Raw genomic sequence first — 16,967 nt, 5'->3', positions numbered from 1 at the left:
CTTTCTCCGCCATCCGCACCATTGCATCGGCGGGCCAAAAGGGCCGAACTGCCACGGGCGCCGGATGCGGTCCGCAGCGTCCTTCGGGCCACGGGGGCCTTCGGACCGGCGCGCCCTACGCGCGCGGAGCGTGAAATGCAAGGAAAATGGCGGCCTTCGCCTGGATCAGTGCTGCGGTTGATGGCCCGCTTTGCGCATGGTCAGCATCCATGTGGCGAGATCGCGCGCTTGGGTGCGGGTCACCGTGAAATCCATCGCAACCGGGAAGTTGTGCGAATCGACCAGGAACTGGCCCAGCGTTTCTACCGTCAGTCCGTTTCGATTGGCGATATCCTCGAACGGCGGGGATTCGGGATTTGGAGAAACGGTGTTGGGGACCACGCCATGGCAGGATGCACAGCGTTCCTGCGCAAAGGACAGGCCACGTTCGGCACTTGCAAGGGGCGAGGCCGTGACAGCGGGCGGCGCAGCCGTTGCGGTACAGCCGGAAGAAAAAACGGCGAGGAAGGCCGCAAGACGGATTCTCATCACTGGCCTTTCTCCTTGACCGCGGAGATGGCCGCCGCGATGGCCTCGTCGCGCGACAGGCTGGACGTGTCCAGCCGCACCGCGTCTTCGGCTGCGCGCAGGGGTGCCTCTTCACGCTCGCGGTCGCGTTTGTCGCGTTCGGCCAGGTCGGCGGTGATCTCGGCGAGCGAGACGTCGCGGCCTTGCTCCTGCATTTCCAGGAAGCGCCGACGGGCTCGCGCCTCGACCGACGCGGTGATGAATAGCTTTACATCCGCGTCGGGGGCAATGACCGTTCCGATATCGCGTCCGTCCAGCACGGCACCGCCCGGCTGCGTGGCAAAGGCACGCTGGCGATCATGGAGAGCCCGACGAACGGCAGGATGCCTCGAAGCCTTGCTGGCAAGGCCGCCCGTCGCCTCGGAACGAAGTTCGGGGTCGTCGAGCAGAGTTTCGGAGAACTGGCAGGCGGCCAGTGCATCGGCGGGATTTTCGGGGTCGCCGCCATTGAGAAGGCATTGCCGCCCGACGGCGCGGTAGAGCAGGCCGGTATCGAGATGCGGCAGGCCGAAATGCGCGGCGAGGGCCCGGGCAATCGTGCCTTTGCCTGATGCGGTTGGTCCGTCGACGGCGATGATCATGCGCCGCCCCATGACCTGCTGCGTCCGTGTTGGCAAGGTGCCGCCTTCATGCGTTCGGCCGAACGAGAACTCAGTCAGCGATGTCCTCGGCCCAAAGTGCTCCGTTTTCGGCAATGAAGCGGGCCATCAAGTCCACGCAGCGGAGGTCGTCGACGATTTCGACGTCGACGCCATGGTCGCGCAGGAATTGTTCGTTTCCACCGAAATTGCGGTTCTCGCCGATCACCACGCGGGGGATCTTGAACTGCACGATCGTGCCCGCGCACATCATGCAGGGCGAAAGCGAGGTGTAGAGCGTGCAGTCGCGATAGCTGATCTGGCGTCCGGCGTTCTGAAGGCAATCCATTTCGCCGTGGAGGATCGGGTTGCCCTGCTGCACCCGTCGATTGTGCCCGACGGCAATGATCTCGTTTCCGCGTGTGAGCGCCGAGCCTATCGGCAAACCGCCTTCGTTGAAGCTCTCCAGGGCTTGTTCATAGCAGGCGTCAATGGCGCGGCGGTCGATTTCCGAAAGACCGCTCCCTGTCATGCGGACAGCCTTTCCAGCATCGCCTCGAACACCGGGAAGCTTGTCGCGATCGGGCGGGTGTCGTCGACTTCCACGCCTTCGCGGCTCGCGAGGCCGGCGATGGCCATCGACATGGCGATGCGATGATCGAGATGCGTGGCGATGGCTTCGCCGTTGCCCTTGGGGGTGCCGGGCAGCAACTCGCCGCCGGTGCCGGTGATGACGAGCCCGTCCTCGCGTTCCTCGATGCGGGCCCCCGCGGCAGTGAGTGCTGTCGCCATGACCGCGAGGCGATCCGATTCCTTGACGCGCAGTTCGTCGAGGCCGCTGGTCACAGTGACGCCGTCAGCCAGTGCGGCGGCGACGAAGAGGGCGGGGAACTCGTCGATCATGCTGGGCGCAACGGCCGGATCGACCTCGATCCCCTTCAGCGCGGAATGCTTCACCAAGAGGTCTGCCACGGGTTCGCCGCCGACTTCGCGGGCGTTCAGTTCCTCGATTCTTCCGCCCATCTGCCGCAGTACGCCGACCAGTCCCGCGCGCGTGGGATTGAGGCCGACGTTCTCGATCACGACTTCACTGCCCGGCGTGATCAGCGCGGCGACCAGGAAGAAGGCGGCGGACGAGGGATCGCCCGGTACGTCGATGGTCTGCGGCTTCAGTTCCGCCTCGCCGCGAATGGTGATGACGCGGGTGCCGTTCGCCTCGATGTCGACGTTCAGGTCCGCACCGAAGCCACGCAGCATGCGTTCGGAGTGGTCGCGCGTGGGGACTGGTTCGATGACGGTAGTGATTCCCGGGGTGTTGAGCCCGGCCAGCAGGATCGCGCTCTTCACTTGCGCGGAGGCAACCGGCAGGCGGTAGGAAATCGGAACGGCCGGGCAGGCACCGTGCACGGTCAGGGGAAGGCGTCCGCCCTCGCTCGGCTCGAAGCTGGCGCCCATCTGCGACAGCGGCTCGATCACGCGGCCCATGGGGCGCTTCGACAGAGAGGCATCGCCCACGAACGAGGTGGTGATCGGATGGCTGGCGACCAGCCCCATCAGCAGTCGCGTCGACGTGCCGGAGTTGCCCATGTCGAGCGGGCCCGCGGGCTGGAGCAGGGCGCCCACGCCCACGCCGTGCACCGACCATGCGCCTTCTCCAGTCCGTTCGACCGTGGCACCCATTGCCCGCATCGCCGCCGCCGTGGCGAGAACGTCCTCGCCTTCCAGCAGTCCGGTGACGCGTGTCTCGCCCACGGCCAGGGCGCCGAGCATGATCGAGCGGTGGCTGATCGACTTGTCGCCGGGTACCCGGATCCGCCCCTTCAGAGGCCCTGCGGGCAGGAAGCGGCGGGGGCGCTTGGCGGTCGGATCGGCATGGCTCACGGGATGGCGGTCTTTCGGGGACAGGAGGGCCTAATTTCGCCGGGCTTTTGACAGCGCGGGCCGCCTATGGCAAGGCGCGCGCCCTGATGGGGCCGGCACGCTTGATTTTGCGTGTGCACCCTACCATCAAGACACGGAATTTCTGCTTCCGCGCCTTTGCGGTTGCACAAGACGAGGACATTTCATGGCCAAGCCTGAGTGGGGCGCCAAGCATGGCTGCCCGAAATGCGGCACCCGCTTTTACGATCTGGGCAAGGACGACCCGGTCACCTGCATCGAGTGCGGCTACGCGTGGCACCCCGAGCCGGTGCTGAAGTCCAAGCAGCCGATTCCCTTCGAGGAGGTCCAGAAGAAGGAGACCCCCGAGCAGGAGGACAGCGACCTGGCCGATGACGATCTGGACATCGACGAGGATAGCGATTCGCCCGACAACGACGTCGATCTCGGCGGCGACGACGATCTCGGTATCGGCGGCGGCGGGGACGACGACGACCGCGACGAGTGAGTTGGCGGGCGCCCGGCGGAAAAAATCGGGCGCCTCCAAATTCCCTCTTGCCAAGCGTGGAGCCCCCCACTAGAGGGCGGCCTCCCAGACGCCAAGCAAGGCACAAGGGACGGGACGGACCACCCAGGACCGCCCCGGATGAAATGGCACGGGGCCGTAGCTCAGCTGGGAGAGCGCTACAATGGCATTGTAGAGGTCAGGGGTTCGATCCCCCTCGGCTCCACCATTTCACGAAAGTCTCGGTTTTTCCTTGGCTTTCGACATATGAGTTTCGCGTAATAGCGATACGCTGGCCGGCGAGGTTTCGTCCGCCGGCGTTTTTCGCGTAATGTTGCGCTCACGCCGGTCCGCGAGGTTTCGCCCACCGGCGTTTTCGGCGTTTCGACGCCTTGTGAAGGAGTGAGCGGCCCATGTTCGCCACAAGCGACGTAAGGAGCGACCATGTTTGACTCTCTGTCCGATCGTCTCGGCGGCGTGTTCGACAAGCTGCGTGGTCGTGGCGCGCTCAAGGAGCAGGACGTTCGCGATGCCATGCGCGAAGTGCGCATCGCGCTGCTCGAAGCCGACGTTGCGCTTCCGGTTGTCCGCCGCTTCATCGATCAGGTGACCGAGAAGGCCGTGGGCCAGTCGGTGCTGCGCTCGGTCACGCCGGGTCAGCAGGTGGTCAAGATCGTCAACGATGCGTTGGTCGAGATGCTCGGCGGCGATGTGACGCCCGAACTCGATCTCAATGCCGCCCCGCCGGTCGTCATCATGATGGTCGGCCTGCAGGGCTCGGGCAAGACCACCAGCACCGCCAAGATTGCCAAGCTGCTCAAGGACAAGCAGGGCAAGAAGGCGATGATGGCCTCGCTCGACGTCAACCGTCCGGCGGCGCAGGAACAGCTCAAGGTTCTCGGCGAGCAGGTGGGCGTTGCCACCCTGCCGATCATCCCGGGCCAGCAACCCACTGAAATCGCCACCCGCGCGCTGCAGGCTGCGAAGCTGCAGGCGATCGACGTGCTGCTGCTCGACACCGCCGGCCGTCTCCACGTCGATCAGCAGCTCATGGACGAGATGAAGGCCGTCGCCCAAATCTCGAACCCGCGCGAAACGCTACTCGTCGTCGACTCGCTGACCGGTCAGGACGCGGTCAACGTCGCGCAGAGCTTCTCCGGGCAGGTTGATCTCACCGGCGTCGTGCTGACCCGCATGGACGGCGATGCCCGCGGCGGCGCGGCGCTGTCGATGCGCGCGGTCACCGGCAAGCCGATCAAGTTCGCCGGTACCGGTGAAAAGGCCGACGCGATCGAGGTCTTCCACCCCAGCCGCGTCGCCAACCGTATCCTCGGCATGGGCGACATCGTCTCGATGGTCGAAAAGGCCGCCGAGGCCGTCAAGGTTGAGGATGCCGAAGCGCTGGCCAAGCGCATGGAGCAGGGCAAGTTCGACATGAACGACCTGCGCATGCAGCTCAAGCAGATGCAGAACATGGGTGGTCTCGGCATGCTGGCGGGGATGATGCCCGGCATGAAGAAGGCCAAGGCCGCGATGGCCGCCTCGAACATGGACGACAAGGTGCTGGTCCGCATGGACGCGATCATCGGCTCGATGACGCCCAAGGAACGCGCCAATCCCGCGCTGCTCAACGCCAAGCGCAAGATCCGCGTCGCCAAGGGGTCCGGCACGCAGGTCCAGGACATCAACAAGCTGATCAAGATGTATCAGGAAATGTCCAAGGCCATGAAGCAGATCAAGAAGATGGGTGGCCTCAAGGGCCTCGCCGCGATGTTCGGCAAGGGCGGGCTCGATGCCGCCATGCCGGGGCTTGGCGGGCAGGGGCTCGGTCCCGGTGCGGGCGGACTGCCCGGCCTCGGCGGCGGCGGTGCACCCGATCTCAGCAAGTTTTTGAAGAAATAAGCATTCGAATTTGAAGGAAAGGTAGAACAATGTCCGTTTCGATCCGTCTGTCGCGCGGTGGCGCGAAGAAGCGTCCGTACTATAAGGTTGTCGTTTCCAACTCGCGCTCGCCGCGTGACGGCAAGTACCTGGAGCAGGTCGGCACCTACAATCCGCTGCTCGCCAAGGACGACGAGAACCGCGTCAAGCTCAACGAGGACCGCGTGAACTACTGGCTCGGCGTTGGCGCCCAGCCGACCGACCGCGTCGCCCGCATGCTCGACAAGGCCGGCATCAAGGAGCGCAAGGCCACCAATAACCCGCAGAAGGGTGAGCCGGGCGAAAAGGCCAAGGAACGCGCGGAGGAAAAGGCCGAGAAGCTGCGTGAGGCCGAAGAGGCCGCCGCCGCTGCTGCTGCCGCTCCGGCCGAGGAAGCTCCGGCCGCCGAGGAAGCTGCCGCAGAGGAAGCTTCCACCGAGGAATCGACCGAGGCCTAAGCCTTGGCCGGTAACGATCGCCCCGTCACGCTGGCAGCCATCACTGGCGCCCACGGCGTGACGGGCGAAGTACGCCTCAAGCTGTTCGGAGAAGGCGTGGCTGCGCTCAAGCGCTACCGCGCCTTCAATGATTCATCGCTGACGCTGAAAAAGCTGCGCGACGACGGCAAGGGCGGCGCCATCGCCCGCTTCGAGGAAGTGGCGGACCGTAACGCGGCTGAAAAGCTGCGCGGTACGGCGCTAACCGTGCCGCGTGCGGCGATGCCGGCGTTGGGAGAGGGCGAGTACTACCACGCCGACCTGATCGACCTGCCCGTCGTTTCGGATGAGGGCGAGGCGCTTGGCACTTGTGTCGCCGTCGAGAATTTCGGCGCCGGCGACGTGCTCGAGATAGAGCGGCCCGCAGGCGAGGACGGCAAGAGCAGGCGTTTCATGGTGCCCATGACCCGGGCTGCCGTGCCCGAGTGGAACGCGGAACGCATCCTCGTCAGTTCGGCCTTCGTCGAAGCATGACCTTTGCTGCTACTGTCCTGACGCTTTACCCCGAGATGTTCCCCGGCCCGCTCGGCGTGTCGCTGGCGGGCAGGGCGCTCGAACAGGGCAAGTGGTCGATGGACGCGGTTCAGATCCGCGATTTCGCCACGGACAAGCACCGTACCGTCGATGACACGCCGGCGGGTGGCGGTGCTGGCATGGTGCTCAAGGCGGACATCCTGGCCGCCGCGATCGATCATGCGCGCGTGGCCAATCCCGATGCGCCGGTCATCGCCATGACCCCGCGCGGAAAACCCATCACCCAGGCCCGCGTGCGTGAGTTGGCAGCGGGGTCGGGCGTGATCGTCCTGTGCGGCCGCTTCGAGGGTTTCGACGAGCGGATCTTCGAGGGCCGGGACGTGGAAGAGGTCTCGGTCGGTGACATCGTGTTGTCCGGCGGAGAACCTGCCGCCCTGATGCTGTTAGACGCTTGCATTCGCTTGCTTCCCGGCGTAATGGGCGCGCCTTCAAGCGGAACCGAGGAATCGTTCGAGGACGGTCTTCTCGAGTATCCGCACTATACCCGACCTGTCGAATGGGAAGGGCGCACGATCCCTGAAGTGCTGCGATCGGGGGATCATGCGAAAATCGCCGCCTGGCGGAAACAACGGGCGGAAAATGACACACGGTTACGCAGGCCGGACCTTTGGGAGCGTCACAGGGACGCTCGGGTCCAGTCTGCCTCTGGCGCGCGGCATGAAGATGAGGATTTGGGTTCATGAACCTGATTCAGCAGATCGAGGCCGAGGAAATTGCCAAGGCCGGCAAGGATATTCCCGAGTTCCGTCCGGGCGACACCGTTCGCGTCGGCGTGAAGGTCGTTGAAGGTACGCGTAGCCGTGTGCAGAACTTCGAAGGCGTGTGCATCGCGCGTTCGAACCGTGGCTTCAATTCGAACTTCACCGTTCGCAAGATCAGCTTTGGTGAAGGCGTGGAGCGCGTGTTCCCGCTGTATTCGCCGAACCTCGATTCGATCACCGTGGTCCGCCGCGGCGTCGTGCGTCGTGCCAAGCTGTACTACCTGCGTGGTCGTACCGGTAAGCGCGCCCGCATTGCCGAGCGCCGCGATGTTCGCACCGGAGCCGAGGCGTAAGCCAGGCAGCTCGCCCGGTCGCTTGCGGCCGGGTAGCAGAAGAGGCGGTTCGCTTTCGGACCGCCTTTTTTATGCCCGGTCCCCGGGCATGCGGTCCGGGTCGATTTCCGATTAAGGAATTTTCATCGAATCGCCGTATCAGCATGAGGCGTCCCGCCGGGGCGCTTTATGTTGCGATGCGGCGACTCCGGGCTCTGCGCGAGTCCTGTGCATCGCAGCCTATGAGTTGCTGCGTTGCACAAACAGGAATTGTCGTAAGAATGGCGGAAAAACGCGTTAAACTGCGGGTTTTGGGGCGCTTTAGGCCTTGCCAGCGCCGATAAAACCCGCTCAATTCCGTCGCACCCGAGGCGATTCAAAATATCCCATCACAACCGGTTCCACTAAAAAGGTAGGGGGTTCCCGCAATGAACAAGAACGATCTCATCAGCGCTGTTGCCGACACGAGCGGTCTGACCCGCAGCGATGCGACCAAGGCCGTCGAAGGTGTGTTTGACGCCATCACTGGTGCGTTGAAGAAGGGCGACGAAGTGCGTCTGGTGGGCTTCGGCACTTTCTCGGTTGCCAAGCGCAAGGCTTCGACCGGTCGCAACCCGCGCACCGGCGAGCCGATGGAAATCAAGGCTTCGGCTCAGCCGAAGTTCAAGGCCGGTAAGGGCCTGAAGGACGCTGTCAACTAAGCAGCCTTCCGGTCTGTAACGCCTCACAGGCCGAAACGAATACGCCGCGCCAACCTTCGGGTCGGCGCGGCGTTTTTCATTTGGACGGCGGTTCTTTCAACGACTGGCGTATCGTCCTCGTCCCGGGGCAGTGCCCGGGACGAATGAAGCGATCCTACCGTTCCGTCTTCAGCAGGGCCATCGGTGCGATCTTCGAGCGCGGGTTGACCGTCCACGACAGGGCGGCCCCGCCGGGTGCCGCCTGCGGCCCCTCATCGGTATTGTTGGCCAGGACCTGGGCGTCCGTGAGCACGGTGAAGGTGCCATCGGCCATTGCGGTGGGGCCGTCGTCCGAATCGTCGGACTTGGGCATGCCCGACATCATGCCAGCCATCGCACCGCCGCCGCTCGGCGGCCCGAAGCCGGGCGCATCGATGCGCACCGAGCCGTCCTGTCGCAGCATGACCTGCACGAAGGCATTGCTCATCGGGAACCCTTCCATGGTCGGGAACACGAAATCGTGGTCGAGCTTGCCCGAAATGGCGAAATCGACGTCGAACTTGCCGTTGCCAAGATACTCGACCTTGTTCCAGCCGGCCTGGCGCCGAAGCTTCGCCGCCAGTTCGTTGCCCGATTCGGGATTGCTGGGGTCCATGCCGCCCAGCAGCATCTGCGCGGCCTGGGCGTCGCTCTTCTTCTTGCTTTCGCGCTGGCTTTCCCATTCCGCCTTTTGCTGTGCGATCTCTTCGGGCGTGCAATCGCGTTCGTCGTAGGTTTCCTCGCCGTGGCACGCCTCGGGGGTGAACGTGCTGTCCTTTTTGGATTCCATCAGCGGTGCCATCAGGATCTCGCCGGTGTAACGGAACGCAAAGCTGCGGTCCTTGCGCAGGTCCAGCTGCGAGGTGAACTTGCCCGGCGCGAAGATGCAGGCTGCGGCCAGCAGCGACAGTGCGGCGACGGCAAGCCCCGCCAGCGTGCGTCGCACGCCGGCTCGTTTGGAAATTCCTGGCATTTAGCCCCTCCTTGAATCGAGTCCCCGCGTCTTTTTACACAGGTTCGCGCGTTGCCGCTGCATAGAGTGCGATGGCGGCCGCATTGCTGACGTTGAGGCTCTCCATGGCGTGGCTGATCGGCAGCTTGGCAATGGCATCGCAGTGCTGGACGATATTGTGCCGCATGCCTTCGCCTTCGGCGCCTAGAACCAGTGCGACGGGACCGGCGGGCAGGGCTTCGGCCAGCGTCGCTTCGGCCTCGCCGTCCAGCCCGATGCGCCAGTAGCCGGCCTCGGCGATGTCCTCGAGTGCGCGGGCGAGGTTTACCACGCGCACCCACGGCACGATTTCGAGAGCGCCGGAGGCGGATTTTGCCAGCGTGCCCGATTCGGGCGGGGCATGCCTGTCCTGCGTGACGATCGCGCAGGCATCGAAGGCTGCGGCGGAACGAAGAATCGCACCGACGTTATGCGGGTCGGTCACCTGATCGAGCACCACGACCGGGCGCGCGGGATCGCCGTCCAGCACGTCGGAGAGGAACAGGTCGTCGAGCGGCTCGCATTCGAGCACGAGTCCCTGGTGCGGTGCATCGCGCGCAACGAGGCGCGCGAGATCGGCGGGCTGTGCCCACTCGACCGGGAAATCGGCCGGGAGTTCGCCATCGAGCGATTCGACGCCTTCACGCGTGGCCCAGAGCTTGCGGTGGCTGCGGTTCGGGTTCTTGAGCGCGGCCTCGACCGCGTGCCGTCCCCACAGGCGCACCATCCCCGAACTGGCCCGGCCGCTGCCCCTGCCGTTCTTCATCCGGCCGGCGCGCCCGCGCAGGGCCCGGCCCGGGCGTTCACCGTCCCGGCTGTCGCCGCGCTTACTCATCGATTGTCCTTTCAGCGAAAAATGGGCTGTCGCAAAAATGTGGTACCGCTTTGGCAGCGACCCCATTGACAGGCAAGGCTCGGTTCGGCAAAGGCGCGGCTCCTCGGCAACGGGGCTCCCTTCACGGAAGCCTCGACCACGCCGATTTTCCCGCAACCGGGACGATCGGCAGCCAGCAACTGGTGTGGACAGGTGGCCGAGTGGTTAAAGGCAGCAGACTGTAAATCTGCCCGCGCAAGCGTACGTTGGTTCGAATCCAGCCCTGTCCACCACCAGCTTTCCCGTTATTGCACGTGAAAGCCCGTAGAAATCCCGGAAATCCTAGGGTATTCTCTCCGCGCAGGACCGCCTGCGCCCGCCGCATTTCGCCTGCAACCGGGCTGGAATGTGGGGGAAGTGTGGGGGAGGATTGGCTTTCCCCCACATTCTGATCCTCCAATGTGGGGGAGGAAAGTGTGGGGGAATGACATGGGAAAGCTGACGGCAGTGGCGGTTAAGGCCGCTTTGGCAATTCCCGGTACCTATCAGGACGGCGACGGGCTGTTTCTGAAAGTCGACAAACGCGGCGGCGCATCTTGGACTTTGCGACTCCAGCGCGACGGAAAGCGGCAGGACATCGGGATTGGTTCTGCCCGGCTGCTGACACTGGCGGAAGCCAGAGAGCGAGCGAGAGAGCTTCGCAAGGCGGTAAAGGTCGAACGTCGTGACGTTCTGGTGGAGAGAAAGGACGAAGCCGCTGCCAAGGTGACGTTCCGCGAAGCTGCGAAGACCTACCACGCTGAAAACGAATCAGGTTGGAAAAGCGAGGTCTATCCGCGCCAGTGGCTCGCCAGTCTGGAGAATTACGCTTTCCCCAAGCTCGGTGATCGTCCGACAGGCGGGATTACGGCGGCTGATATTATCGGTGTGCTGACGCCGATCTGGCAGGACATTCCAGAAACCGCCCGCCAAGTGCGCAACCGAATATGCGCTGTGCTTGATTATGCCCATGCAAAGGGCTGGCGCTCGACGGAAGCACCATCGGGCAGCGGAAGCCTAAAGGCGGGTCGGGGCCTGCCCCGGCAAGTGAAGGAGCGGGAAAACCGGAAGGCAATGCCCTACGTCGCGGTGCCTGCGTTCATCACCGCTTTGCAGCGAAAACCATCATATGGGCGGCTCGCGCTCGAATTGCTGATCCTGTGCGGCGTGCGCTCGCAGGAGGTGCGGCTGGCGACATGGGCTGAATTTGACCTGGAGGGCCGTCTGTGGACGATTCCAGCCGATCATATGAAAAGGGGTAAGGCGCACATCGTTCCGCTCTCTGAGGCTGCTCTGGCGGTTCTGGCGAAGGCGGCAGCATTGAAGCTGGCGGGCACCGAAATTGTTTTTCCCGGCACGGGCGGCAAGCCCATGTCAGATATGACGCTGTTGAAGGTGCTGCGTGACGCTAGCGAGCCCTACCATGTCCACGGCTTCCGTTCGGCTTTTACCGATTGGGCCGCAAACGAGGGCTTTGCCGATGCCGTGGTGGAAGCCGCCCTTGCGCACAAGACGCCGGACGCCGTGCAGGCTGCCTATCGCCGGACTACCTATTTGGGTACGTCGAAACAGCCGGGCGCGCGTATAAAGCTCATGACGGCGTGGGGGCAGTATTGCGCAAGCGGTGCAGCGGGCGGGGGCAATGTTGTGCGGATAGTGGAACTTCGCAATGGTTGATGACCATGACCCGGCCGATACGTCGTGCTGGCCTCCGGAGTTCCTGCTGTCAGGCGATCTAGACGAGGCTGAAAAACAGCTTTGGATGTCGTTGCGGATTGAGATTGGCTTGAAGGACGGAAACCTTAAGCCGCTGGCGGAACATCTCCGCAGAGGTTTTCCATTGCCGCAGAAGATTGCCGAAATGATTGCTGATGTCATTGAGCGCAGACCCGGTGCGGTTTGCAGCATCACCGCGAGGAAAGCGAAGCGGGGAAGACAGCCCGATCCCTTGGGGCAGAAGCGCGAAGAATATCTTCAAATCGGCCGCGTCGTTGATCGGGCGATAAATTCTGCGAATCATGGAGAATATGAGGCCGCATTGCTCCAAGCGGCTGAGGGTCTCGGTATTGGCCGGACAAAAGCTTACCAAGCACACCAGACATTTCTTGGGCATTTGAAGGAAGTGGCAGGGGAGGTCGGGGCTCCCAAAGCCAAATAGCAGAGCATGATTTCCTTCGCCGTAAATGTACATTTGGGCGAAGCGCTATCTTGCTGACACGTTCTGAAACGTGCGTAAATTCACAAGCCGTCTAACTGAAACAGGAGGCGGCAATGAATATCGATCCGATCCTACCGATGCCTGACATTTTGAAGGCATCAAATCTATCGGCACCCACAATCTATCGGGAGCAGCGCGCAGGGCGCTTTCCGCCGTTCGAGCGAATTTCTGCCCGGCGTGTCGGGCTGCGACTATCTGTACTGAACGAGTGGCTCGGCGGGCGCAGGCAGTGGGGAGATGTCGCATGAGCAGAAAGGCACCCATTGAGCAGTTTGATTGCGAAACGGCGATCCCATCTGAACATTTTCGCGTTTGCCCGAGCTGTGGGAGGACACCCCAGTTGGAAGCGATCCTTTGTGCGCAAGAGGACGCTTGGAGAATGTTGGCAATCGGAAAAACTCTCGGAGCCTCACTTTTGGCAAGCGGCGAGCTAGAATCTGTCCGGATTGGTGCTCGGCGGCTGGTGAAGATCGCTAGTGTCCGGCGCCTGGCTGGCATCGAACCCGATCAGGACGGGGAGGGGTGATCCATGGCTTCTCCGAAAGCGGTGGTGGTTGCGCAGCCCGCCGCCCCTCGGGCTGATGGCCAATTGGATCGGTTGTCCAGAAGGCCAGCAAGTGATCAGCGGCAAAATTTCAAGAATTCCCGCTTTTTGAAAATTTGGAGTTCCGGAAATTTTTCCTCCGGATCTGCCACGCGCAATCACCGGGTTGAACGTGAGGTTGCTCTGAGAGGGCGAGGTGATCGAAGAGCATCGCTCACTACCCGCGCACGCGCGATTATAGAGCAAGCCCTTTTTAGGCCATGCCACGGTTTTCGGCCATTTTTCGCGTAAATTTGCGCAAATTTCGCCGATATTTTTGTGACCGGAATGGACTGGAAACGTCCATTTTAAGACTTTCAAGGAATGATCCGATGAATATCTATGAATTTTGCGAACAATTCAGAGTTCCTCTTGGCAAAGCTCGCAAGATGGAGAAGGCAGGAGTTTTGATTCTGGACTCAGGTGAGAGTGAGTATGCTGCGGAAATTCGGCTTCAACTCCGCAAAGGACAGCCGCTTACCGTCCTTCAAATTCTCCATATTATCGAGGACCGGGGCATCCTGTCCGAACTTTGGCAATATACTGAAAAGGCCAAGGGGCAGTTCGAGGCGCTGGGTAATTTCAATGAGGAAGCAGCGCCCAAGGAGGTTGCCTATCGTATTAGGGACGCGGCGCATCGAGATGATGCGGCGATAAGCGTCATGGTCGGCTGGCTGATGGAGGCGATCCCTGACGAACCTGTACGGCACCATTGGCTTGCTGTTCGGCTACTTCTGGGAATCCCTGCAAGTGTCAGGAAACTTGAAGTGCCGTATATCAGAAGCGCACTGCTGAATTGCCGCAAGAGCCCTGATTTTGCACGCTGGTGGCGCAGCGAGCAAGTGGGCTCCGTTTCCCGCACTGTCTATCAGCGGCCGGAAAGGCTGTACGATCTGTGAGCAGTAGTTGCGGCACGTGGCGTGCCAACGGGTGATTCAGCTTCTATTGCCCAGACGTTGGCATTCCGTGGGTCAGCGCCGCTACGTCGCATTTCATCGCCCGGCACAATTTGATGAGAGCGGAAAGCGTCAGGTTGTGTTCCCCGCGCTCGATCCGGCCGACGTAGCTCCGGTCTAATCCTGCCTCGTGTGCCAAACCTTCCTGCGACATGCCCAGGTCACGCCTGCGGGCGCGAATGCGTTGGCCGAGAATGTCGAGATACGGGTCCACCTCCGCATCTCGCTGCGGGGGTGACTATCAATCCACGGAGTATTAATCCCGCTGTTAAGATTTAGCGCTATTTTTCGGTGGGAATCGTCCTTCGCACTTCGCTTTTCGTCGTGCGAGGCTTGAGCGGGAGAACGACCGTGTTGGAAATCGCAGGCGGAATTTTGATTGCCGTCGCCGTGCTTTTCGCGCTTCCGTACATTCTGGCGGGCGCATATTGGGCAGTGGTAATTGGCTTGGGGCTGGCGTTGGCTGTCGGGCTGTGGCTCGGTGTCGCGTCGGTCGTCGGTAGCGGATGGGCATGGGCGATAACGGCTGCCGCTGTCGTGATTTGGCTGGGCTGGACAAGCGATGATTGGGCCGACGAAAATCCAAAGAATGAGCCGTAGCCGTTGATAAATTCCCGGTGCCGGGGAAATCCGGCGTGTCGGCTGCCTGCGTTACGTAAATCCCGTCTCCGAGCATTACGGTTTTCCAAGCTCGGCGGACGTCCTTGTCAGCGGGCTTGAGCAATAGGCCGCCAGGGCTAAAGATCCGCCCCGTCTCCGCTGATTTATCAATTTAGCGGCTGACTTCCTGAGTTGTGATTGCCGACAACCGGAATGTAGCTGGATCATCTCAAGATTTGCCGCCATGCGCGCCCACACCGATGATCGGTAGAAAAAACTTTGGAGCCGGTTTGGCTGCCCGCCCAATTCGACTATCAACGGTTCACGTTCCAAGGGGCAAGCGCAACGCGCTTGTGCCATCTCATGAGAAATGTTCGATGAAACAAACTTCTAGCGCTGCCTGGCTTCAAAGCGCGATCGATGGCGGCCATATCCAAATACTGGCAAGCGGACGATCGGAAAAGGTTCGATATGTCGCGCCAAATGTTTCAGAACGCTGGTCTGACCCAGAAGAAAAAGTTCGCGCCTCATACTATGCTGAGCTCGTATGTCGTTATGGATACGATCCTGAATGTATCGGTATTGAAGTTACCGTGCCAGATCGCGTTCCTCATGATAGAGCAGATATTGTTCTGTTTCGAGACAAGGCTAAAACTAAGCCGTATGCCGTTATCGAGTGTAAGCGGGACGGCGTTACCGATACTGAGTTGAAGCAGGCCATTGAGCAGGCTTTTGGCAACGGACATGCGCATAAATTTAGGGCTGAGTATATAGGCGTCATCGCGGGGCAAACGCGCGCCTTTTATGATTGTTCAGATCGCTTCGGCGTGCTCGAACGAGAGGCTAACATTATTGCCGATTTGCCAGTGAAATACGGCAAGCCCGAAGAATTTAAATACTATCACGCGGCACCTCCCAAGCCTGATATCAGCGCGGTCGGTCGCGACGATTTGATCAAGACAATTCGTAAATGCCACCAGACCCTTTGGGGTGGTGGCAGGCTGTCACCTCCGACTGCATTCGGGGAGTTATGCAAGCTCATTTTCGTGAAAACGCGCGACGAGAAAAAGCCGAGGAAGCGGGGAGAGGCGTACGAGTTTCAGATCAAATCTAATGAAACGCCTGATCGTCTGGCTAAAAGAATTCGCAGTCTCTATGATATTGAACGAGAGCGAGAGCCCGACGTTTTTACAGACACTATCAAAATCGATGATGTCACATTGAAGAATGTCGTCCTCCACTTGGAAAGCGTGAATCTCACCGCGACTGACCTCGACACAAAGGGGGTTGCATTTGAACAGTTCATGGATGGTTTTTTTAAGGGTGATTTTGGTCAATATTTCACGCCTAGGAATATCATCGCGTTTGCTGTGCAGATGTTGGGGATTGATGCTGAGGACACGGTGATCGACCCGGCTTGCGGTTCTGGAGGTTTCCTCCTCCACGCCCTTGATCATGTTCGTGCGCAAGCGGGACAATACTACGACGAAGGGACCTCTCAGCATTTCAACTACTGGCACGATTTTGCCGAGAAGCGACTGTTTGGGGTTGAGATCAACGAGGAAATTGCTCGCGTCGCAAAGATGAACATGATTGTCCACGATGACGGCCATACGAATGTCATCGGCAACGATGCGCTGGAACCGTTGACTGAAATCGCGGACAAAAACGAAGCCTTTGCTCGCATTCTTGGGATCGATCGTGCGACCGGCAAGAGGGATGAAACCAAGGGGTTCACAAAGATTCCGACCAATCCTCCATTCGGGGCGGTTGTGAAGGAAGAACTCCACACATATCTCAGCAGTTACGAGCTTTCCCGGTACGTCGCTAAAGGCAATGCCGACGATGAACTATCCGATGATGGTTGGGACCCTCGTTCTGCCAAGAAGGCGGTGAAGCAGCGAGCAAGCGTCAAAACAGAAATCATTTATGTCGAGCGCATTTGGCAACTGCTGAAGCCAGGGGGGCAGGCGGCTGTGGTCCTGCCCGATGGTTTGCTCACGAACGCCAGCTTGCAAGGAGTTCGAGATTGGCTGCTCGAACGCTTTAAGGTGCTCGCAGTGATTTCGCTTCCGCAGTTTGCATTCGCCCATTTCGGCGCGGGCGTGAAATCTAGTGTAGTGTTCTTGGAGAAGCGCCCTTTTTCGCGAGTCAAGCAGCGGCAAGGAGAGCTTATCGTCGTCGACGAAATCAGTGACGACGAACCAATCTTCATGGCGATGGCCGAGAACGTTGGGTACGACGCCGCAGGTCGAAACACGTACGAAGTCGAAGTACTGCGTGAAGACCCAAATGTTGAGCGTGTCGAGCGTCATCGCTGCGACCTTTTTGATTGGGAAGTAATATTCGATTGGAAGGTGGGAGAAGGGAAGAAGCCGGGTGACTGGACCGAGCGCCATCGCAAGGTAATGCCAAGCACTGGCCTGTTAGGTCAGTATGCAAACTTCCAGAGGGACCCAACGCCTTTTTTCGTCTGACCCCCGTTCCCGCAGGGCAGGCAATCTGCTTTGCGGTGCAGCGGGGGGAAACCGGCGC

General features: G+C 61.1%; 21 protein-coding genes and 2 tRNA genes. 15 read left to right on the top strand and 8 right to left on the bottom strand.

Translation table 11 applies throughout. The features are described from left to right. Positions 1 to 165 precede the first annotated feature (165 nt). The 4 genes from NZK81_RS13750 to aroA all read right to left on the bottom strand — a co-directional run bounded on the left by NZK81_RS13750 (position 166) and on the right by aroA (position 3,026). Positions 166 to 528 (bottom strand): cytochrome c, encoded by a 363-nt coding sequence (locus NZK81_RS13750; RefSeq protein ID WP_260046696.1) that lies wholly within the window; start codon positions 526 to 528, stop codon positions 166 to 168. Next, a complete protein-coding gene (gene cmk, locus NZK81_RS13745) occupies positions 528 to 1,148 on the bottom strand; it encodes a (d)CMP kinase (protein ID WP_260046839.1) in 621 nt (206 codons plus the stop codon). The genes NZK81_RS13750 and cmk overlap by 1 nt, the downstream gene beginning before the upstream one ends. Before the next feature lie 70 nt (positions 1,149 to 1,218). After that, complete coding sequence (locus tag NZK81_RS13740) at positions 1,219 to 1,677, bottom strand: nucleoside deaminase (RefSeq protein ID WP_260046694.1); 459 nt, start codon at positions 1,675 to 1,677, stop codon at positions 1,219 to 1,221. Further along, complete coding sequence (aroA, locus tag NZK81_RS13735) at positions 1,674 to 3,026, bottom strand: 3-phosphoshikimate 1-carboxyvinyltransferase (protein WP_260046693.1); 1,353 nt, start codon at positions 3,024 to 3,026, stop codon at positions 1,674 to 1,676. Before aroA ends, NZK81_RS13740 begins: the two co-directional genes overlap by 4 nt. 184 nt (positions 3,027 to 3,210) lie before the next feature. Here aroA and NZK81_RS13730 point away from each other — a divergent pair, with 184 nt between their 5' ends. From NZK81_RS13730 to NZK81_RS13695, 8 genes are all read left to right on the top strand, one after another. Continuing rightward, entirely contained in the window at positions 3,211 to 3,531 is a 321-nt protein-coding gene (locus NZK81_RS13730; RefSeq protein WP_260046692.1) for a TIGR02300 family protein, read from the top strand. 150 nt (positions 3,532 to 3,681) lie between these two features. Beyond that, positions 3,682 to 3,757, top strand: a tRNA-Ala gene (locus NZK81_RS13725). A 215-nt stretch (positions 3,758 to 3,972) separates the two neighbouring features. Further along, positions 3,973 to 5,430, top strand: a complete 1,458-nt coding sequence (gene ffh, locus NZK81_RS13720) for a signal recognition particle protein (protein ID WP_260046690.1) — start codon at positions 3,973 to 3,975, stop codon at positions 5,428 to 5,430. A 29-nt stretch (positions 5,431 to 5,459) separates the two neighbouring features. Further along, a complete protein-coding gene (gene rpsP, locus NZK81_RS13715; protein WP_260046689.1) occupies positions 5,460 to 5,906 on the top strand; it encodes a 30S ribosomal protein S16 in 447 nt (148 codons plus the stop codon). A 3-nt stretch (positions 5,907 to 5,909) separates the two neighbouring features. Then, positions 5,910 to 6,419, top strand: a complete 510-nt coding sequence (rimM, locus tag NZK81_RS13710) for a ribosome maturation factor RimM (protein WP_260046688.1) — start codon at positions 5,910 to 5,912, stop codon at positions 6,417 to 6,419. Beyond that, complete coding sequence (gene trmD, locus NZK81_RS13705) at positions 6,416 to 7,162, top strand: tRNA (guanosine(37)-N1)-methyltransferase TrmD (RefSeq protein ID WP_260046838.1); 747 nt, start codon at positions 6,416 to 6,418, stop codon at positions 7,160 to 7,162. Before rimM ends, trmD begins: the two co-directional genes overlap by 4 nt. Then, entirely contained in the window at positions 7,159 to 7,533 is a 375-nt protein-coding gene (rplS, locus tag NZK81_RS13700; protein WP_260046687.1) for a 50S ribosomal protein L19, read from the top strand. Before trmD ends, rplS begins: the two co-directional genes overlap by 4 nt. Positions 7,534 to 7,940: 407 nt before the next feature. Then, positions 7,941 to 8,213, top strand: a complete 273-nt coding sequence (locus tag NZK81_RS13695; RefSeq protein ID WP_007013794.1) for an HU family DNA-binding protein — start codon at positions 7,941 to 7,943, stop codon at positions 8,211 to 8,213. A 154-nt stretch (positions 8,214 to 8,367) separates the two neighbouring features. Here the strand turns inward: NZK81_RS13695 and NZK81_RS13690 are convergent, their stop codons facing one another. Together NZK81_RS13690 and NZK81_RS13685 are read right to left on the bottom strand one after the other, a co-directional pair. Further along, complete coding sequence (locus NZK81_RS13690; protein WP_260046685.1) at positions 8,368 to 9,204, bottom strand: hypothetical protein; 837 nt, start codon at positions 9,202 to 9,204, stop codon at positions 8,368 to 8,370. Positions 9,205 to 9,238: 34 nt separating this feature from the next. Further along, positions 9,239 to 10,057: a TrmH family RNA methyltransferase gene (locus NZK81_RS13685; RefSeq protein ID WP_260046684.1), complete on the bottom strand. Its 819-nt coding sequence runs from the start codon at positions 10,055 to 10,057 to the stop codon at positions 9,239 to 9,241. Positions 10,058 to 10,243: 186 nt separating this feature from the next. Here NZK81_RS13685 and NZK81_RS13680 point away from each other — a divergent pair. From NZK81_RS13680 to NZK81_RS13665, 4 genes are all read left to right on the top strand, one after another. Continuing rightward, positions 10,244 to 10,329 (top strand) — tRNA-Tyr (locus NZK81_RS13680). A 196-nt stretch (positions 10,330 to 10,525) separates the two neighbouring features. Beyond that, positions 10,526 to 11,752 carry a tyrosine-type recombinase/integrase gene (locus NZK81_RS13675; protein WP_260046682.1) on the top strand — a complete coding sequence of 409 codons (1,227 nt, stop codon included), beginning with the start codon at positions 10,526 to 10,528 and terminating at the stop codon, positions 11,750 to 11,752. Further along, positions 11,745 to 12,233, top strand: a complete 489-nt coding sequence (locus NZK81_RS13670; RefSeq protein WP_260046681.1) for a hypothetical protein — start codon at positions 11,745 to 11,747, stop codon at positions 12,231 to 12,233. Before NZK81_RS13675 ends, NZK81_RS13670 begins: the two co-directional genes overlap by 8 nt. A 113-nt stretch (positions 12,234 to 12,346) precedes the next feature. Further along, positions 12,347 to 12,541, top strand: coding sequence for a helix-turn-helix transcriptional regulator (locus NZK81_RS13665; protein ID WP_260046680.1), 195 nt, complete (start codon positions 12,347 to 12,349; stop codon positions 12,539 to 12,541). A gap of 182 nt (positions 12,542 to 12,723) precedes the next feature. Here the strand turns inward: NZK81_RS13665 and NZK81_RS13660 are convergent, their stop codons facing one another. Next, entirely contained in the window at positions 12,724 to 13,197 is a 474-nt protein-coding gene (locus NZK81_RS13660) for a hypothetical protein (protein ID WP_260046679.1), read from the bottom strand. An 11-nt stretch (positions 13,198 to 13,208) separates the two neighbouring features. Between NZK81_RS13660 and NZK81_RS13655 the strand changes: the two genes are divergently transcribed. Then, positions 13,209 to 13,775, top strand: coding sequence for a hypothetical protein (locus NZK81_RS13655; protein ID WP_260046678.1), 567 nt, complete (start codon positions 13,209 to 13,211; stop codon positions 13,773 to 13,775). A gap of 43 nt (positions 13,776 to 13,818) precedes the next feature. Here the strand turns inward: NZK81_RS13655 and NZK81_RS21735 are convergent, their stop codons facing one another. Then, positions 13,819 to 14,046: a helix-turn-helix domain-containing protein gene (locus NZK81_RS21735; protein ID WP_419181682.1), complete on the bottom strand. Its 228-nt coding sequence runs from the start codon at positions 14,044 to 14,046 to the stop codon at positions 13,819 to 13,821. A 137-nt stretch (positions 14,047 to 14,183) separates the two neighbouring features. Between NZK81_RS21735 and NZK81_RS13650 the strand changes: the two genes are divergently transcribed. Then, complete coding sequence (locus NZK81_RS13650) at positions 14,184 to 14,432, top strand: hypothetical protein (RefSeq protein ID WP_260046677.1); 249 nt, start codon at positions 14,184 to 14,186, stop codon at positions 14,430 to 14,432. Between the two features lie 377 nt (positions 14,433 to 14,809). Continuing rightward, the gene (locus tag NZK81_RS13645; RefSeq protein ID WP_260046676.1) at positions 14,810 to 16,909 is read left to right on the top strand and encodes a type I restriction-modification system subunit M; all 2,100 of its coding nucleotides are present in this window, start codon (positions 14,810 to 14,812) and stop codon (positions 16,907 to 16,909) included. The last annotated feature ends 58 nt before the right edge of the window (positions 16,910 to 16,967 follow it).

The organism is Novosphingobium mangrovisedimenti (assembly GCF_025153475.1).
GTDB lineage: Bacteria > Pseudomonadota > Alphaproteobacteria > Sphingomonadales > Sphingomonadaceae > Novosphingobium > Novosphingobium mangrovi_A.
This window is presented reverse-complemented; position numbering and strand designations above follow the sequence as displayed.

Excerpts from the sequence above, each read along its gene's own strand:
- NZK81_RS13750 (WP_260046696.1), bottom strand. The coding sequence starts at position 528 with ATGAGAATCCGTCTTGCGGCCTTCCTCGCCGTTTTTTCTTCCGGCTGT.
- cmk (WP_260046839.1), bottom strand. The coding sequence starts at position 1,148 with ATGATCATCGCCGTCGACGGACCAACCGCATCAGGCAAAGGCACGATT.
- NZK81_RS13740 (WP_260046694.1), bottom strand. The coding sequence starts at position 1,677 with ATGACAGGGAGCGGTCTTTCGGAAATCGACCGCCGCGCCATTGACGCC.
- NZK81_RS13730 (WP_260046692.1), top strand. The coding sequence starts at position 3,211 with ATGGCCAAGCCTGAGTGGGGCGCCAAGCATGGCTGCCCGAAATGCGGC.
- ffh (WP_260046690.1), top strand. The coding sequence starts at position 3,973 with ATGTTTGACTCTCTGTCCGATCGTCTCGGCGGCGTGTTCGACAAGCTG.
- rpsP (WP_260046689.1), top strand. The coding sequence starts at position 5,460 with ATGTCCGTTTCGATCCGTCTGTCGCGCGGTGGCGCGAAGAAGCGTCCG.
- trmD (WP_260046838.1), top strand. The coding sequence starts at position 6,416 with ATGACCTTTGCTGCTACTGTCCTGACGCTTTACCCCGAGATGTTCCCC.
- rplS (WP_260046687.1), top strand. The coding sequence starts at position 7,159 with ATGAACCTGATTCAGCAGATCGAGGCCGAGGAAATTGCCAAGGCCGGC.
- NZK81_RS13695 (WP_007013794.1), top strand. The coding sequence starts at position 7,941 with ATGAACAAGAACGATCTCATCAGCGCTGTTGCCGACACGAGCGGTCTG.
- NZK81_RS13690 (WP_260046685.1), bottom strand. The coding sequence starts at position 9,204 with ATGCCAGGAATTTCCAAACGAGCCGGCGTGCGACGCACGCTGGCGGGG.
- NZK81_RS13685 (WP_260046684.1), bottom strand. The coding sequence starts at position 10,057 with ATGAGTAAGCGCGGCGACAGCCGGGACGGTGAACGCCCGGGCCGGGCC.
- NZK81_RS13675 (WP_260046682.1), top strand. The coding sequence starts at position 10,526 with ATGGGAAAGCTGACGGCAGTGGCGGTTAAGGCCGCTTTGGCAATTCCC.
- NZK81_RS13670 (WP_260046681.1), top strand. The coding sequence starts at position 11,745 with ATGGTTGATGACCATGACCCGGCCGATACGTCGTGCTGGCCTCCGGAG.
- NZK81_RS13665 (WP_260046680.1), top strand. The coding sequence starts at position 12,347 with ATGAATATCGATCCGATCCTACCGATGCCTGACATTTTGAAGGCATCA.
- NZK81_RS13655 (WP_260046678.1), top strand. The coding sequence starts at position 13,209 with ATGAATATCTATGAATTTTGCGAACAATTCAGAGTTCCTCTTGGCAAA.
- NZK81_RS13645 (WP_260046676.1), top strand. The coding sequence starts at position 14,810 with ATGAAACAAACTTCTAGCGCTGCCTGGCTTCAAAGCGCGATCGATGGC.